Here is a 15,592-nt window from a genome sequence, read left to right on the forward strand (position 1 = left end):
GGATCTGGTCCTGCGCCTCGATCACTCGCGCCCTGATCGGTTGATCGGGCGCGGGTCATCCGCGTCATCCGGCGGCGGTCAAACCGCGGCGGCGCCGCTCACGATCTCGGAGATTTCCTGCGTGATCGCGGCCTGGCGTGCTTTGTTATAAACGAGCTGAAGCTCGCCGATGAGATTGCCGGCATTGTCCGAGGCGGACTTCATGGCGACCATCCGGGCGGCCTGCTCGCAGGCGCTATTCTCGACCACCGCCTGGTAGACGAGCGATTCGAGATAGCGGGTGAGCAGCGCATCCAGAACCGTGCGCGCATCCGGCTCGTAGATGTAATCCCAGTGGTAGGGCATCGGATCCCGCGCCTCGCCAGCGATCGGAACCAGTTGGCGGATCAGCGGGCGCTGCGTCATGGTGTTCACGAACTCGTTGCCCACGATATAGATCGCATCGATCTCTTTGGCCTCGTAAGCATCGAGCATGACCTTAACCGTGCCGATCAGATCCTCGATATGCGGCTTATCGCCTAGATGCGTCGCCTGACCGAGGAGTTGCCCCCCGAAACGCTTGAAAAAACCGAGCGCCTTGGAACCGATGGCGCAGAACACGGGCTCGATCCCCGCGGCCTGCCGCTCCTTGACGTCGATCACAAGACGCCGCAGCAGATTGCTGTTCAGACCGCCGCAGAGACCGCGATCGGAGGAAACCACGATATAGCCAACGCGCTTCAGTTCACGCTCCGTAGCCATGAAGGAATGGCGGTATTCGGGCGTGGCTTTTGCGAGGTGACTGATCACCTGAAGCATCTTTTCCGCATAGGGCCGGGAGGCTGACATGCGCTCCTGAGCCTTGCGCATCTTCGAGGCCGCGACCATTTGCATGGCCTTGGTGATCTTCTGCGTACTCTTGATGCTTGCGATCTTGGTACGGATTTCTTTGGCGCCTGCCATTGCTTAGCTCCCAGCCTCCAGCTTCCAGCCGCCAGCCCGTGGGCTGGCGGATCGAGGAGGTTCGATGGATGTCGAGACGCAGCCTGCCAACCGCCGACCTCTTTGCTGGAGGCTGGTGGCTGATCGCTGGCGGCTGTTACCAGGTGTTGTTGGCCTTGAAGTCCTTGATCGCGGCATGCATCCCTTTCTGGATGTCATCGGAATAATCGCCGGTGTCGTCGATCTTCGCGAGCAACTCGGCCTGGGCCGACTTCATGTAGCTCTGCAGGGCGTGCTCGAAATCCACGACCTTCTTGACATCCACGTCGTCCAGATAGCCTTCGTTGGCGGCGAACAGCGAGACCGCCATCTGACCCACGCCCATCGGCGAGTACTGGGTCTGCTTCATGAGTTCGGTGACGCGCTCGCCGCGCTGCAACTGCTTGCGGGTCGCCTCGTCCAGGTCGGAGGCGAACTGCGAGAAGGCCGCCAGCTCGCGATACTGGGCCAGCGCCAGACGGATACCGCCACCGAGCTTCTTGATAATCTTGGTCTGGGCCGCGCCGCCGACACGCGAGACCGAAAGGCCCGCGTTGATGGCCGGACGGATACCGGAGTTGAAAAGGTCGGTTTCCAGGAAGATCTGACCGTCGGTGATGGAGATCACATTGGTCGGCACGAAGGCGGACACGTCGCCGGCCTGAGTCTCGATGATCGGCAGCGCGGTGAGCGAGCCGGTCTTGCCGGTGACCTTGCCGTCGGTCGCCTTTTCCACATAGTTGGCGTTGACGCGCGCGGCGCGCTCCAGCAGACGGGAGTGGAGATAGAAGACGTCGCCCGGATAGGCTTCGCGACCGGGCGGACGGCGCAGCAGCAGGGAAACCTGACGATAGGCCCAGGCTTGCTTGGTCAGATCGTCATAGACGATCAGCGCATCCTCGCCCTTATCGCGAAAATACTCGCCCATGGTGCAGCCGGCATAAGGCGCGATGAACTGCATCGCGGCGGATTCGGCGGCGGCGGCGGCGACGATGATGGTGTGATCCATGGCGCCATGCTCTTCGAGCTTGCGCACCAAGGCCGCGATGGAGGAGTTCTTCTGCCCCACGGCGACATAGATACACTTAACGCCAGTGCCTTTCTGGTTGATGATGGCGTCGATGGCAACGGCGGTCTTGCCGGTCTGGCGGTCGCCGATGATCAGCTCGCGCTGACCGCGGCCCACCGGAACCATGGCGTCGATCGCCTTGATGCCCGTCTGCACGGGTTGATCGACCGACTGGCGGGCAATGACGCCTGGCGCGACCTTTTCGATCGGCGAGGTTCCAGACGCATTGATCGGACCCTTGCCGTCGATGGGGGCGCCGAGCGAGTCCACGACGCGACCGAGCAGCCCTTCGCCAACCGGCACTTCCAGGACACGGCCGGTACAACGAACCCAGTCACCCTCGGAAAGGTGGGTGTAGTCGCCGAGAATGACCGCGCCGACCGAGTCGCGCTCCAGATTCAGCGCCAGACCACTGGCACCGCCCGGAAACTCCAGCATTTCGTAATACTTGGCGTCTGACAGGCCGTGGATACGGACGATACCGTCGGTCAGGCTGACAATGGTGCCTTCGGTCCGGGCCTCGGTCTGAAGGTCGAATTTCTCGATCTTCTGCTTGATGAGATCGCTGATCTCGGATGGATTCAGTTGCATGGCGGTGTCCAGTTCAGAATTGCAAAGCGTGGGCCAGTTGCTTGATCTTTCCGCGAACCGAGTCGTCGATGACGAGGTCCCCGGCGCGAATCTCGATCCCGCCGATCAGCGCGCTGTCGGTCTCGACCGTCAGGTCGACCTGACCGCCGAAACGCTTGGTGAGCGCCGCGGAGAGTGACTCCAGCTCATCGTCGCCGAGTTCGAAGGCACTGCGGATCAGCACATGACTCACACCTTGATCGGCGGTGCGGCTGACCTCGAAGAGTCGTGCAATCTCGGGCATTGCGGTCAGACGCGCATTGCGCGACAGCAATCGCAGGAAATTCGCGGCCTCCGCGTGAAGGCCCTCTCCGCAGACATCAAGGATGATCTCGAGCACGCGCTCCCGAGGGACGCTCGGGTTACCGATCTGGGCGGCCAGACCGGCGTCCGCAGTCACCGTCGCAAGCAGTTCCAGCGCCTGCGACCAGGCATCGATCTGTCCGGTCTCCTTGGCGCGCTCGAAGACCGCTTCGGCATAGGGACGCGCGATGGTGGTTATGTCTCCGGCCATGGGTGATCCCTAGAGCTGCTTGGCGAACGAGTCGACGAGCGAACGGTGCGCCGCGACATCGATCTCTTTTTGGAGAATCTTTTCCGCCGCCGCAACGGCAAGCGACGCGACCCGTTCACGCAGTTCCTCGCGTGCGCGATTGGTCTCGCGATCAATCTCCGCCTGCGCGGACGCAACCAGACGACCGCCTTCGGCGCGCGCGTCGCCCTTGGCTTCCTCGACGATCTCGGTGGCCCGTTTCTGGGCTTGACCGACGATCTCGGCCGCCGCGGCCTTGGCGTCCTTCATGAGTTCCAGCGCGCGCTGTTCGCCCAGGGCTTTTTCCTGATGGCCACGCTCGGCAGCGGCTAGACCCTCGGCGATTTTCGTCTTGCGCTCAGCCAATGCATTGACGATGGGCGGCCAGACATACTTCATACAGAACCCGACGAACACCGCGAAGGCGATCATCTGGGCAAACAGAGTCAGATTGATATTCATAGCGTTGCCTCGTGCCTTTGCCTCGTACCGAATCAGGGTGACTGGCGGATAGGCCGCGACCCTGGCGGGAGCGGGACGTCGATTAGGCAGCGAACATCAGATACAGACCCATGGCGATCGCGATGACGGGCAGCGCGTCGACCAGACCCATGACGATGAAGAACTGGGTGCGCAGCATTGGGATGAGTTCCGGCTGACGCGCGGCGCCTTCCAGGAAGCGGCCACCGAGGACGCCGATACCCACGCCAGCGCCGACCGCGCCGAGACCGAGCATGAGACCGGCGCCGATGTATTTGATGGCCATTGCGAATGCTTGTGCGACTTCGAGTTCCATGAGTTCCCCCAGGTTTAAGTGTTGCGACGAATCGCTCGTAGAAAAACGATCGTCGAGTGTGAAAAAGTCATCGGTTGAAAAACATCGGTCGAATCGAATCCTTGACCGACGCCACGTCGATCAAGGATGCCGTCGATCAGTGGTGCTCCTGATGCGCCATGTCGAGATAGACAATGGTCAGCACCATGAAGATGAATGCCTGGAGCGTGATGATCAGGATATGGAAGACGGCCCAGACGAACTGCAGCAGACCGCCCGTCATGTTAAGCACGACACCGCCGCCATAGAGCAGCGCGATCAGAATGAAGATCATCTCGCCGGCATACATGTTTCCGAAGAGACGCAGTGCCAGCGAGAGCGGCTTGGAGAGCAGGCTGATGCCTTCGAGCAGCAGATTGGCGGGCATGCCCCATTTGCCGAACGGCTGCAGGGTCAATTCGCCCAGGAAACCGCCGACACCCTTCATCTTGACGCTGTAATAGAGCACCAGAAAGAAGACCATCAACGCCATGCCGAAGGTTGCGTTCGGGTCCGTCGTCGGGACGACCCTGAGGAAGACGTGATGCGGATCGGCGCCAAAGACCGCCATGAACTGCCCGAAGAGATACGGGAGCAGATCGACCGGCAGCAGGTCCATCAGATTCATCATGAAGACCCAGGCGAAGATGGTCAGCGCCAGCGGCGCGACCATGGGGTTCCGGGCACTGAATGAACCACGCACGTTTTCTTCCACGAAATCGACGATCCATTCGACAAAATTCTGCGCCGTGCCTGGTACGCCAGCCGTGATGCGTTCGGCGACGCCCCGAAAAAACCAGATGAACAGGACGCCCAGCAGGATCGAGAAGAACATCGTATCGATATTGATGGCCCAGAATCCCATTTCAGCGGCTTCGGCGCTCGAATGCGCGAAACCGAACCCATGCTCCGGATGGACGCCGAGAGTCAGGTTCGTGAGATGGTGCTGGATATATCCCTGGGAGGTGAGCGCTTCGGAAGAGGACATCAATCATCTCTCACGTCATGTTTCGACTGCCGAATTGGGCGGCGATCAGGGTTGGTATGACTTGGACGGCAACATAGGCCCCAAGCATGACCGGAACATTAAGGCTATCGATCACCGCGAAAGCGGTGGCAAACAGCCCGAGAATCAATGCGATTTTGGCGGCTTCACCGCGGTAAAAACGCATGGCCAGGCGTGCGATTTCGGCAGCCCGATATTCGCGAAAGAACCAGGCCGCAAGCAGGGTGTTTGCAAGCAGACAGGTTCCTGACCCGACCAGAACGGAAATTGCAACCGAGTTGCCGAACGGCAGGGCGAGGATCGTCATCGCTAATCCAAACACAAACTGGATTTTCAGAATCCTTTTGGCTTGGAAAGCCCCCGGCTGTTGCATGAGATCGTCTTCAGTGGGGTGAGCACGCCGTTCACCGAGCGCGCAGTATAAGGGGTTGCCGATAGAGGGTCAACGCAACCCATGCGTTTTAAAACGGCGCCGACGGCTGGATTCAGGATGGTGCGAAACGGCGCCCGCCGTGACGCGGGGCGGTTATCCCGCACTCATTGGATATGCGCGAGGATACCGTCGAGTTCGTCCAGACTGTTATAGGCGATCACCAGCTTTCCCGCACCCCGGCTGCCATGGCGAATCTGGACCTGGGCGCCGAGCCGATCGGTCAGATCGGTTTGCAGACGATGGATGTTCGGGTCGGTATCCGACGGACGCTCGACGGACTCGCTAGAGTCATCGCTCTGCTGCAGGCGACGCACGAGCCGCTCGGTTTCGCGTACCGACAGGCCGGCGGCAACCACCTGTTCGGCGGTCTTGCTCTGCGCGGCCCCTTTCAAGCCAAGCAGCGCGCGGGCGTGGCCCATCTCCAGGCGCGACTGCTCCACATGGGTCTTGACATCGGCATTGAGATCCAGAAGCCGCAGCAGGTTGGTGATCGTCGTGCGGGATTTTCCCACCGCCTCGGCGACCCGCTGATGGGTCAGACCAAACTCGGTGATGAGACGATCCAACGCACCGGCCTCTTCGAGCGGGTTGAGGTCGGCGCGCTGAATATTCTCGATCAACCCGATCGCGAGCGCCGTCGGCTCGTCCACCTCGCGGACCACCACCGGGATGGTAGCGAGCCCCGCCATCTGGCAGGCGCGCCAGCGACGTTCGCCGGCAACGATTTCATAACGCCGCGCGTCCGCCGGCGACCCTGCCAGGGGGCGCACCACGATCGGCTGAATGACCCCCTGAGCGACGATGGAGTCAGCTAATTCGCGCATTGCATCCAGGTCGAACTCACGGCGTGGTTGATAGCGTCCCCGCTGGATCCGCTCCAACGGCAAATGCGTCAAGCGCTCGCTGTTTAGGATCTCCGCACGATCGCCGGACGCGGAAACCTCGACGCCCCCCGCGGACGGCTCGATCGGCACCTCGGGCGCGCGCGCGGCGCCCAGCAATGCATCCAGCCCTCGGCCCAGTCCCCGTTTTTTCATGGGTTGCTTTTGATCGATATCCATGTTGCGTTTCGGATCAGGCGGCATGCTGGCGTTTATCCAAACGTCTCAGGACTTCGCTGGCGAGCGCCAGGTAGGAAATGGATCCCTTGGACAACGGATCGTAGAGCAGCGCCGACTGACCATGGCTCGGCGCCTCGGCCAAACGCACATTGCGCGGGATCACGGTGCGGTAGACCTGATCCTTGAAATGGGTGACGAGCTGCGTCGAAACCTGATTGGCCAGATTGTTGCGCGGATCGTGCATGGTACGCAGGATGCCTTCGATCCGCAGTTCCGGATTGCGGCTCGCACGGATCTGCTCGATGGTATCGATCAGGGAAGACAGCCCCTCCAACGCATAGTACTCGCACTGAAGCGGGATCAGCACACCCTGGGCCGCGACCAGCGCGTTGACCGTAAGCATGTTCAGGGACGGCGGACAGTCGATGATCACCAGCTCGTAGGCGCCCGCCGCGCTGGCCAGCACCTTGAGCAGTCGCCGCTCGCGCTCGGGCGAATCGAGCAAGCCGATCTCGGCGGCGGTCAGGTCGGCATTCGAGGGCAGCAGATCGAACCCTGGCGACGGCTCGTCAATACGCTTCAGACAGTCGGCGGGAGCGATGTCGCTCAACAGCAGATCGCAGACCGTCACGTCGAGCGCGTGCTTGTCGATCCCGCAGCCCATGGTGGCATTGCCCTGGGGATCCAGATCCACGAGCAGCACGCGATGCTTCATGGACGCCAGCGAGGCGGCCAGATTGACCGCCGTCGTGGTCTTGCCGACACCGCCTTTCTGATTGGCGATCGCGATGATGTTGACCATGGTCGGCTCAGTCACTCCGGAGTTCGATCAAATGACGGGGTACGTCGAGGAAAGGAATAGTCAGGCGGTGGACCGTCAGCGCTTCGGGCGGCCATCCCCGATTGTCTGGCGATTCGTCAGGATGGCGACCCTTCATCAGGAGCAGTCGGCCTGGACGCGCGAGCAGATCGGCCTTCAGGACACAGAGAAGATCGGCTTCCGCGACCGCGCGGCTGACGATGGTACTAAATTTTCGACCCGGCCGGTATGTCTCGATGCGCGCCTGGACGGGCTCGACGTTGCCGAGCTCCAGCTCCATCGCCGCTTGGCGCACGAAGCGGATCTTTTTCCCGTTGCCGTCCAGAAGCGTGAAGCGGCGAGCCGGCTCCAGGATCGCCAGCGGCAATCCCGGCAGGCCGGCGCCGGTCCCGATATCGAGCACGCTATCGCCGCAAAGGAAAGGCTGGATCGCGAGACTGTCGAGCAGATGTTTCGCGACCATCTCCAGAGGATCGCGAACCGCAGTCAGATTGTAGACCTGATTCCAGCGCGCCAGGAGGGCCAGGAATTGGAGCAGCCGCGATTGCTGGCCCGACGTCAGCGTCAGTCCCAGCCGAGCGGCCCCCAGGACCAGCCGCTCCTCAATCACCGACTGTTCGGCCGCGCCCGATTCCATCAGGCGGACTGACGCTTGAGGTGGATCAGGAGCAGCGAGACCGCCGCCGGGGTCACGCCGGGGATGCGCGCGGCCTGACCCACGGTGACGGGCCGGACCCGCTTGAATTTCTCGCACACCTCCTTCGAGAGACCGCGCACGCGATCGAAATCGAACCCCTCGGGCAACGCCTTGCTTTCCTGCTCGCGCTGACGGTCGATCTCGGCGCGTTGGCGCGTGATGTAACCGTCATAGCGGGACTGAATCTCCAGTTGCTCGCTGACCTCCGCCGCGACGGGCTCCGGCGGCTCGCCAATCAGCCGGCGGATGCCTTGGTAGCCCACCTTGGGGCGAGCCAGGAGTTCCAGCGCCCGCGCCTCGCGGCGCAGGGGCTCGCCGAGCACCTCGGCCGCGAGGGACTGGTCAATCGCGTCGGGCCGAATCCAGGTCTCGCGCAGCCGCTGACGTTCGCGCTCGATCGCCTCGCGCTTGGACGCGAAGTGCCGCCATTGCGCCTCGCCTACCAGGCCAAGCCGACGGCCCGTCTCGGTCAGGCGCAGATCGGCATTGTCCTCGCGCAACGTGAGCCGGTACTCGGCGCGGCTGGTGAACATCCGGTAGGGTTCGCTGGTTCCGCGGGTGACAAGATCGTCGACCATCACCCCCAGATAGGACTCGTCGCGACGCGGCAGCCAGGGTTCGCGCTCCTGGACCTGAAGCGCGGCGTTGACGCCAGCCAGCAAACCCTGGGCGCCGGCCTCTTCGTAACCGGTGGTTCCGTTGATCTGGCCGGCGAAAAAGAGCCCGCGCAGATGCCGCGTTTCCAGCGTCGGCGCCAGATCGCGCGGATCGAAAAAGTCATACTCGATGGCATAACCGGGGCGGGTCAGATGCGCCCGTTCGAACCCAGGGATGGAACGCACCAGCGACTCCTGAATATCATAGGGCAGGCTGGTGGAGATGCCGTTCGGATAGACTTCATGGGTGTCGAGCCCTTCCGGCTCCACGAAGACCTGATGCGAGTTCTTGTCGGCGAAACGCACGATCTTGTCTTCGATCGATGGACAATAGCGCGGACCGATCCCTTCGATCAGTCCCGTAAAGAGCGGCGAACGGGAAAGACCGGAACGGATGATGTCGTGCGTGCGCTCATTGGTGGAGGTGAGATGACAACTGACCTGGCGCGGATGGTCGCTGGCGCTCCCCAGATAGGAAAAGACCGGCACCGGCGCGTCGCCGGGCTGTGCGACGAGTCGGCTGTAATCGATGGTGCGCCCGTCGATGCGCGGCGGCGTGCCGGTCTTGAGCCGCTCGACCCGGAAAGGCAACTCGCGCAGACGCCGCGCTAGCGCATTGGCAGGTGGATCGCCGGCCCGCCCGCCCTCATAGTTGGAGAGCCCCACATGAATGCGTCCGCCGAGAAAGGTGCCGACAGTCAGAACGACCGCGGGGGCCATGAACCGCAGACCCATCTGAGTCTGGACGCCGATCACGCGATCCTGCTCGACGAGGAGATCGTCGACGGTCTGCTGAAACAGCGACAGGCCGGGCTGGTTTTCGACCGCGACGCGCACGGCCGCCTTGTACAGCGCGCGATCCGCCTGGGCGCGGGTGGCGCGCACCGCCGGACCCTTACTGGCGTTGAGAATGCGAAACTGGATGCCGCCGCGATCGGCGGCGCGGGCCATGAGACCGCCGAGCGCGTCGATCTCCTTGACCAGGTGTCCCTTGCCGATGCCCCCGATCGCCGGGTTGCAGCTCATCTGACCGAGCGTCTCGATATTCTGGGTCAGCAACAGGGTACGCGCCCCGCAACGGGCGGCGGCCAACGCCGCCTCGGTGCCGGCGTGACCGCCCCCAACCACCACGACATCGTACTGATCGCTCGCAAACATGACAGGAAGCCTGATCCAATGAAGCCCGTTAGTTTAACCCAAATCGGGACGACTGAGCCGATTGAAAAGAGAGACTTTTTCGCTTCCTGGCGTCAATGCGTCCGAACCGGAGTCGGCGACCGATGAGCCTGTCGCACCGCCAACCGCAACGCGACGCCAGTCTTCCGGACGCGATCCTCGACAGCGCTCGCGCCGTGATCCTCGGCAAGGATCGCGAACTGCGACTCGCGCTCGCCTGTCTGCTGGCGCGCGGGCATCTGCTGATCGAGGATCTGCCCGGCGTTGGCAAGACCACCCTCGCCCACCTGCTCGCGCGCCTGCTGGGCCTGGACTATGCGCGCATCCAGTTCACCAGCGATCTGCTGCCCGCCGATGTCATCGGAGTCTCGGTCTATGACCGAGCCGCCGAGGGTTTCCGCTTCCATCCCGGCCCCATCTTCTCGCAACTGGTGCTGGCCGACGAAATCAACCGGGCCACGCCCAAGGCCCAAAGCGCGCTGCTGGAGGCGATGGAAGAACGCCAAGTGACGGTCGAGGGCGAGACCCGCCCACTCCCGGAACCTTTCTTCGTCATCGGCACCCAGAATCCGCTTTTTCAGGTCGGCACCTTTCCGCTGCCCGAGTCCCAGTTGGACCGCTTCCTGATGCGTATCCGTCTGGGCTATCCAGACGCCGAGCAGGAAAAGCTGCTGCTCGCCGGCGAGGATCGCCGCGCCATGGTCGCGCGCCAGGCGCCGGCACTGAGCAACGCGCAACTCCTAGAGCTTCAGCAGCGGGTCACCGACATCCACGCGGCGCGGCCCATCATAGACTACGTACACGCCATCCTTCAGTTTACACGGGGTTCCGATCGCTTCGCCTATGGACTCTCGCCCCGCGCGGGGCTGGGGATCCTCCGTGCGTCCAAGGCATGGGCGTTGCTCGCGAAACGGAACTATGTGATTCCCGAGGACGTTCAGGCCGTGTTACCCGCCTGCACCGTACATCGGCTGACGGGCGGGGAACCGGGAGAGCGGATTGGGGAGGAGCAAATTGCTGCCTACCTCCTCGCTGGCGTTCCCCTGTAAAACGGCACCGTTATTCCATGCAGATCCGCACGAAACTCGCCCTCGGTCTGATTTCCATCCTCGCCGTCAATTTGGTCGCCGGCTTCCAGGGTTTCCAACTCCTGAGACAGGCGGGTGAGCGGGCGTCGGAGATCCGCGAGGCCAACTCGCGGATCGTGTCCAGCGCGCTCTCGGCGCAGGTCCGCTTTAAGAAACAGGTTCAGGAATGGAAAAACATCCTGCTGCGCGGGCAGGATGCCGAACTCTTTGCGGACTACTTCAGCCGCTTCGAGCAGGAAGAGGCGCGCACACGAGAGGCCGTCGAACAACTGGCCGAATTATTGACCGAAAACGCATCGGCGCGTGCCACCGCCGCCCGCTTTCTGGAGGCACATCGGCGGTTGGGTCGGGAGTACCGTGCCGCGCTTGCATTCTATCGGCCAGAGGAGCCGAGCCCGCATCTAACGGTCGACCGGCGCCTGCGCGGCATCGATCGCGAACCAACCGATCTGATCGATGAGGTCGTGAATGCCGCCATCGAACAGAAGAACGTCGCGCTGACGCAGCTCGACGCCTCGACCGGGGCGATGGAAAGACGGATCCTGCTGTTGCTGGCCGGTGTCTTGAGCGGCACGGTCCTGCTCCTCCTCTGGCTGGTCGATCGCACCATCGGACAGCCGATCGCCACCGTCACGGCGATCGCTCGGCGGGTCAGCGCGGGCGATTTTTCCACTCCGATCGAGGTGAGCGGTCTCGACGAACAGGCCCAGATGCTGGCCGCGCTCAAGACGATGCAGTCGAACCTGGCGCACTCCCAGGCGAGTCTGAGCCAGAGCGAGGCTCGATCGCGCCTGCTCCTGGAGTCGACCGGCGAAGGGATCTATGGCGTGGATACGAAAGGGCGTTGCGTCTTCTGCAACCCCGCCGCCACACGGATGCTCGGCTACCGGACACACCAAGACCTGGCGGGCCGCGACATGCACGAGACGGTGCATCATTCGCTGGCGAACGGGGCACGCTATCCGGCGCACTGCTGCAGGGCCGTGTCCACCTATCTCGATGGAGTGCCCGCCCGCGTCGACGACGAGGTGTTCTGGCGGGCCGACGGCAGCAGCTTCCCCGTCGAATATCACGCAAACCCCATCCACCGGGAAGGGGCGCTGATGGGCGCGGTCGTCACCTTCTCCGACATCTCGGCGCGCAAGGACGCCGAGACCGCCTTGCGGATCGCCCATCACGCACTCGCGGAGGAACGCGGCCAATTGGCCGAGCGGGTACGCCTGCGGACGTTGGAACTGGATCGGGCCAATGCCGAACTGGCGCGGTCGGCACAGGCAAAGGACGAGTTCCTTGCCGCCATGAGCCATGAGCTGCGCACCCCGCTCACCTCCATCCTCGGGCTCTCCGAAACCATGGGGGACGGTCTGCTCGGCCCGTTGAGCCAACAGCAGGACAAGGCCGCCCGCATCATCCATGAGAACGGAACCCATCTGCTCGAACTCATCAACGACATCCTCGACATGTCGCGGGTGGCCTCCGGACAGATGATCCTGCGCTGGGACGAGGTGCCCGTGAATCAGCTCTGCGACGCCAGCCTGCGTCTGATCGGTCCCGCCGCCAAGCGCAAGGACATCGGGATCTCGACGAACCTCGACCCCAAGGCCCGTCTGGTGCGGGGAGACAGTCGCCGACTCAAGCAGATGCTGGTCAACCTGCTCGGAAACGCGGTCAAGTTCACGCGACAGGGCGGAACGATCGGGCTGGATGTCAGCGCGGACGCCAGCCAGCGCGAGGTGCGGATCGGCATCTGGGATACGGGCGTCGGGATTCCCGCCGATCAGTTCGAGCGACTCTTCCAACCCTTCGTCCAGTTGGACAGTCGGCCCGCGCGGCAATACGACGGCACTGGGCTTGGTCTGGCGCTCGCCGCGGGCATGGCCAAACTGCACCAGGGACGGATCGAGGTTCAGAGCCAGGTCGGACAGGGTAGCCGCTTCGATATCATCCTGCCGTGGGAGCCAGACGCCCAGACCGCGGACCGGTTCCCGCGGGAGTCTCCGGCGGCGGACGCCCCGGGCGCCCCGGCCGTTGCGCACCAGCAACCACGCGTCCTGCTGGTTGACGACAATGCAAGCAACCTGGACATGCTGGCAACCTATCTGCGGATCAAAGGTTGCGATGTCATGACGGCCAGCAATGGCCGCCAGGCGCTCGCCCTGGCCCGCGAGCAACGCCCCGACATCATTCTGATGGACGTGCAGATGCCCGAGATGGACGGACTGGAGACGACCCGTCGCTTCCGCGCGGATCCGGCGTTCCGGCTGACGCCCATCATCGCGCTCACGGCGCTCGCCATGCCCGGTGACCGGGAGCAATGCCTGGACTCGGGCATGGACGACTATCTGAGCAAGCCGCTCGGGCTCAGGGAACTGCATGGCACGGTCGTCAACTGGTTCGATCGGACGCGGGCGTCTTGAGCCGATCCAGGCAGCGCTGGCGCTCGGGTCGCGGAACAACGACGCATCCCGTTATAGAGGCGGGTTAATGGCAGGGTTCCAGTGCTTCCTCGTCGATCTGGCGGCGGCGGAGCGCGGAAAGACCCTGGTACTGGCCGAGCGGCTCGACGCCCGGCTGGGCGCTCAGAAAATCGACCTGATACTGACGTCGATATTTCTCGTAGGTCGTCAGGATGCGTTGCCGTCCCGGGCAGTCGCTGTAATAGCCGTCGCGATACTTCGTCACGGTGTGGCAATCCGGAGCCTTCCGGTGTTTCCGGAACCCCTTTGTGCCCTCTTCATAGCTGGCATCGGGGCAGCGGAGAATGTCCACCGCCTTGACGCACCAGCCGGCGTAGCTGCATTCGCGGCTTGTACTCTCGCGCTCGATACCGGCGGGGATATCGGTCCAGCGCGCGGCAAGATCGGCTGACAACCCGCGACTCGCCCCCCGAACCGTCAAGGTATCGGCGGCAAAATCGCCCGCATAGGTCTTGGCGGTCAGCGCGCCGCGCCGGGTCTTGACGGTGATGTGGGAGTGAAACAGCGCGAGCGGTGGCGGGCGCTCTCCGATCTCGATGGCCATGGGGCCGGGCTCGATCAGCAGGCGCTGGCCCTCGCCCGCCAGGGGAAAGGGTTGTCCATGCCTGGTGGTGACCGTCCCGGCGGACTCGATGGTGGCGCAACCGGCCAGCGACACGCTGACGCAAAGCGCCAAACGGCCAAGCAAGATCTTGTTTTCGTGCCGCAAACGCAAGCGCATCGGCTTATCCCCGCAAGGTTCCAACAGGCGTTCTCACTGACGCAGTGCGGGCGATGTCGTCCGCGAATCGCCCACATACGCTGCGTCCCCAGCGGATCGGCGTCATGGAGCCGAGTTCGTCCATGCCCTATACTAACGCTCTTTTTCGCTCGGCACCGCCCGCATGGCGGTCGGCACCAGAGAGAGGCCAGACACGCGATGAACCCGGACCTGGAACGCCTTCAGCCCTACCCCTTTGAAAAGCTCGCCGCGCTCAAGCAGGGCATCCAGCCTCCCAGGGACCGGGAACCGATCGCCCTGCAGATTGGCGAGCCCAAGCACCCGACGCCATCCCTGATCGCCGACGCGCTGCTCGCGCATCTTCACCAACTGTCCGTCTACCCGACGACCCGTGGAACGCCCGAACTGCGCGCGGCGATCGCCCGCTGGCTGATCGCCCGCTTCCAACTCGCCGGCGGCGACGGCAGCCGATCGAGCATCGACCCCGAACGTCAGATCCTGCCGGTGAATGGCACCCGCGAGGCATTGTTCGCCTTCGCTCAGGCGGTCGTCGACCGCTCCCGCGCGCCGCTGGTGCTGACGCCGAATCCCTTTTATCAGATCTACGAGGGCGCGGCGCTGCTTGCCGGGGCGAAACCTCGCTATCTGGCCTGCCGGGCCGAAAACGGCTTCCTCCCGGATTTCGACGCCGTGGACGAGGCCACCTGGAAACGCTGTCAGCTTCTTTATATTTGCTCGCCGGGCAATCCGACCGGGGCGGTCTTCGATTCGTCCACCTTCGCCCGTCTCATCGAACTCGCACACCGCCATGATTTCGTCATCGCCTCGGACGAATGCTATTCCGAACTCTATCTGGACGAAAACGCCCCGCCGCTCGGGCTGCTTCAGGTCGCGGCGGCCATCGGCAACGCGAGTTTCAGCCGCTGCATGGTCTTTCACAGTCTGTCAAAACGCTCCAATGCGCCCGGACTGCGCTCGGGATTTGTCGCGGGAGACGCGGAGTTGATCGAGCGCTTTTTCGCCTATCGAACCTATCACGGCTGCGCCATGTCGCTGCCCATCCAGAGCGCCAGCCGCGCCGCCTGGGGCGACGAGTCCCATGTGCGCGAAAATCGCCGGCTGTATCGCGATAAATTCGCCGCGGTTCTCGACATTCTGGGCGACGTTCTGCCCATGGACCGACCCGCTGCCGGCTTTTATCTGTGGCCGGAAACGCCGATCCCGGACACCGAATTCGCGCGCCGACTCTATGCCGAGGAAAATCTCAGCGTGCTGCCGGGCAGTTTTCTCTCGCGCGAGGTCGCGGGCGAGAACCCCGGCGAGAACCGCGTCCGTCTGGCGCTGGTTCCGCCGCTGGACGAATGCGTGGACGCCGCGCGGCGCATCCTGCGCTGTGTCGAGCGAATCCGGCGCGAGCAAGGTCATTGACGAATGGGAAATCTGGGAACTCGG

At 63.3% G+C, this 15,592-nt stretch carries 15 protein-coding genes; 3 read left to right on the plus strand and 12 right to left on the minus strand.

Annotated elements, in window-relative coordinates:
* Positions 1-78: 78 nt before the first annotated feature.
* The 11 genes from atpG to mnmG form a co-directional block, all read right to left on the minus strand.
* On the minus strand, positions 79-942 hold the full coding sequence (gene atpG, locus THIVI_RS12565) for a F0F1 ATP synthase subunit gamma (RefSeq protein WP_014778970.1): 864 nt from the start codon (positions 940-942) through the stop codon (positions 79-81).
* A 136-nt stretch (positions 943-1,078) separates the two neighbouring features.
* Complete coding sequence (gene atpA / locus THIVI_RS12570; protein WP_014778971.1) at positions 1,079-2,620, minus strand: F0F1 ATP synthase subunit alpha; 1,542 nt, start codon at positions 2,618-2,620, stop codon at positions 1,079-1,081.
* 13 nt (positions 2,621-2,633) lie between these two features.
* Entirely contained in the window at positions 2,634-3,173 is a 540-nt protein-coding gene (locus THIVI_RS12575) for a F0F1 ATP synthase subunit delta (protein WP_014778972.1), read from the minus strand.
* Between the two features lie 9 nt (positions 3,174-3,182).
* Positions 3,183-3,653, minus strand: a complete 471-nt coding sequence (locus THIVI_RS12580; protein ID WP_014778973.1) for a F0F1 ATP synthase subunit B — start codon at positions 3,651-3,653, stop codon at positions 3,183-3,185.
* Positions 3,654-3,735: 82 nt separating this feature from the next.
* The gene (atpE, locus tag THIVI_RS12585) at positions 3,736-3,987 is read right to left on the minus strand and encodes a F0F1 ATP synthase subunit C (protein ID WP_014778974.1); all 252 of its coding nucleotides are present in this window, start codon (positions 3,985-3,987) and stop codon (positions 3,736-3,738) included.
* 136 nt (positions 3,988-4,123) lie between these two features.
* On the minus strand, positions 4,124-4,993 hold the full coding sequence (atpB, locus tag THIVI_RS12590) for a F0F1 ATP synthase subunit A (RefSeq protein WP_014778975.1): 870 nt from the start codon (positions 4,991-4,993) through the stop codon (positions 4,124-4,126).
* Between the two features lie 10 nt (positions 4,994-5,003).
* Positions 5,004-5,384 (minus strand): ATP synthase subunit I, encoded by a 381-nt coding sequence (locus THIVI_RS12595; RefSeq protein WP_014778976.1) that lies wholly within the window; start codon positions 5,382-5,384, stop codon positions 5,004-5,006.
* Positions 5,385-5,548: 164 nt separating this feature from the next.
* Positions 5,549-6,505 carry a ParB/RepB/Spo0J family partition protein gene (locus THIVI_RS12600; RefSeq protein WP_041447573.1) on the minus strand — a complete coding sequence of 319 codons (957 nt, stop codon included), beginning with the start codon at positions 6,503-6,505 and terminating at the stop codon, positions 5,549-5,551.
* 13 nt (positions 6,506-6,518) lie between these two features.
* On the minus strand, positions 6,519-7,307 hold the full coding sequence (locus THIVI_RS12605) for a ParA family protein (RefSeq protein ID WP_014778978.1): 789 nt from the start codon (positions 7,305-7,307) through the stop codon (positions 6,519-6,521).
* 7 nt (positions 7,308-7,314) lie between these two features.
* A complete protein-coding gene (rsmG, locus tag THIVI_RS12610) occupies positions 7,315-7,962 on the minus strand; it encodes a 16S rRNA (guanine(527)-N(7))-methyltransferase RsmG (RefSeq protein ID WP_014778979.1) in 648 nt (215 codons plus the stop codon).
* Entirely contained in the window at positions 7,962-9,836 is a 1,875-nt protein-coding gene (gene mnmG / locus THIVI_RS12615; protein WP_014778980.1) for a tRNA uridine-5-carboxymethylaminomethyl(34) synthesis enzyme MnmG, read from the minus strand. Before mnmG ends, rsmG begins: the two co-directional genes overlap by 1 nt.
* Before the next feature lie 122 nt (positions 9,837-9,958).
* Here mnmG and THIVI_RS12620 point away from each other — a divergent pair, with 122 nt between their 5' ends.
* Both THIVI_RS12620 and THIVI_RS12625 read left to right on the plus strand, forming a co-directional pair.
* Complete coding sequence (locus tag THIVI_RS12620) at positions 9,959-10,903, plus strand: AAA family ATPase (protein ID WP_014778981.1); 945 nt, start codon at positions 9,959-9,961, stop codon at positions 10,901-10,903.
* 17 nt (positions 10,904-10,920) lie between these two features.
* A complete protein-coding gene (locus THIVI_RS12625) occupies positions 10,921-13,359 on the plus strand; it encodes a response regulator (RefSeq protein WP_014778982.1) in 2,439 nt (812 codons plus the stop codon).
* Positions 13,360-13,423: 64 nt separating this feature from the next.
* Here the strand turns inward: THIVI_RS12625 and THIVI_RS12630 are convergent, their stop codons facing one another.
* Positions 13,424-14,140, minus strand: coding sequence for a hypothetical protein (locus THIVI_RS12630; protein ID WP_014778983.1), 717 nt, complete (start codon positions 14,138-14,140; stop codon positions 13,424-13,426).
* A gap of 198 nt (positions 14,141-14,338) precedes the next feature.
* Between THIVI_RS12630 and dapC the strand changes: the two genes are divergently transcribed.
* On the plus strand, positions 14,339-15,568 hold the full coding sequence (gene dapC, locus THIVI_RS12635; protein WP_014778984.1) for a succinyldiaminopimelate transaminase: 1,230 nt from the start codon (positions 14,339-14,341) through the stop codon (positions 15,566-15,568).
* Positions 15,569-15,592: the final 24 nt, after the last annotated feature.

Origin of the sequence: Thiocystis violascens DSM 198 (genome assembly GCF_000227745.2) — a bacterium.
Lineage (GTDB): Bacteria > Pseudomonadota > Gammaproteobacteria > Chromatiales > Chromatiaceae > Chromatium > Chromatium violascens.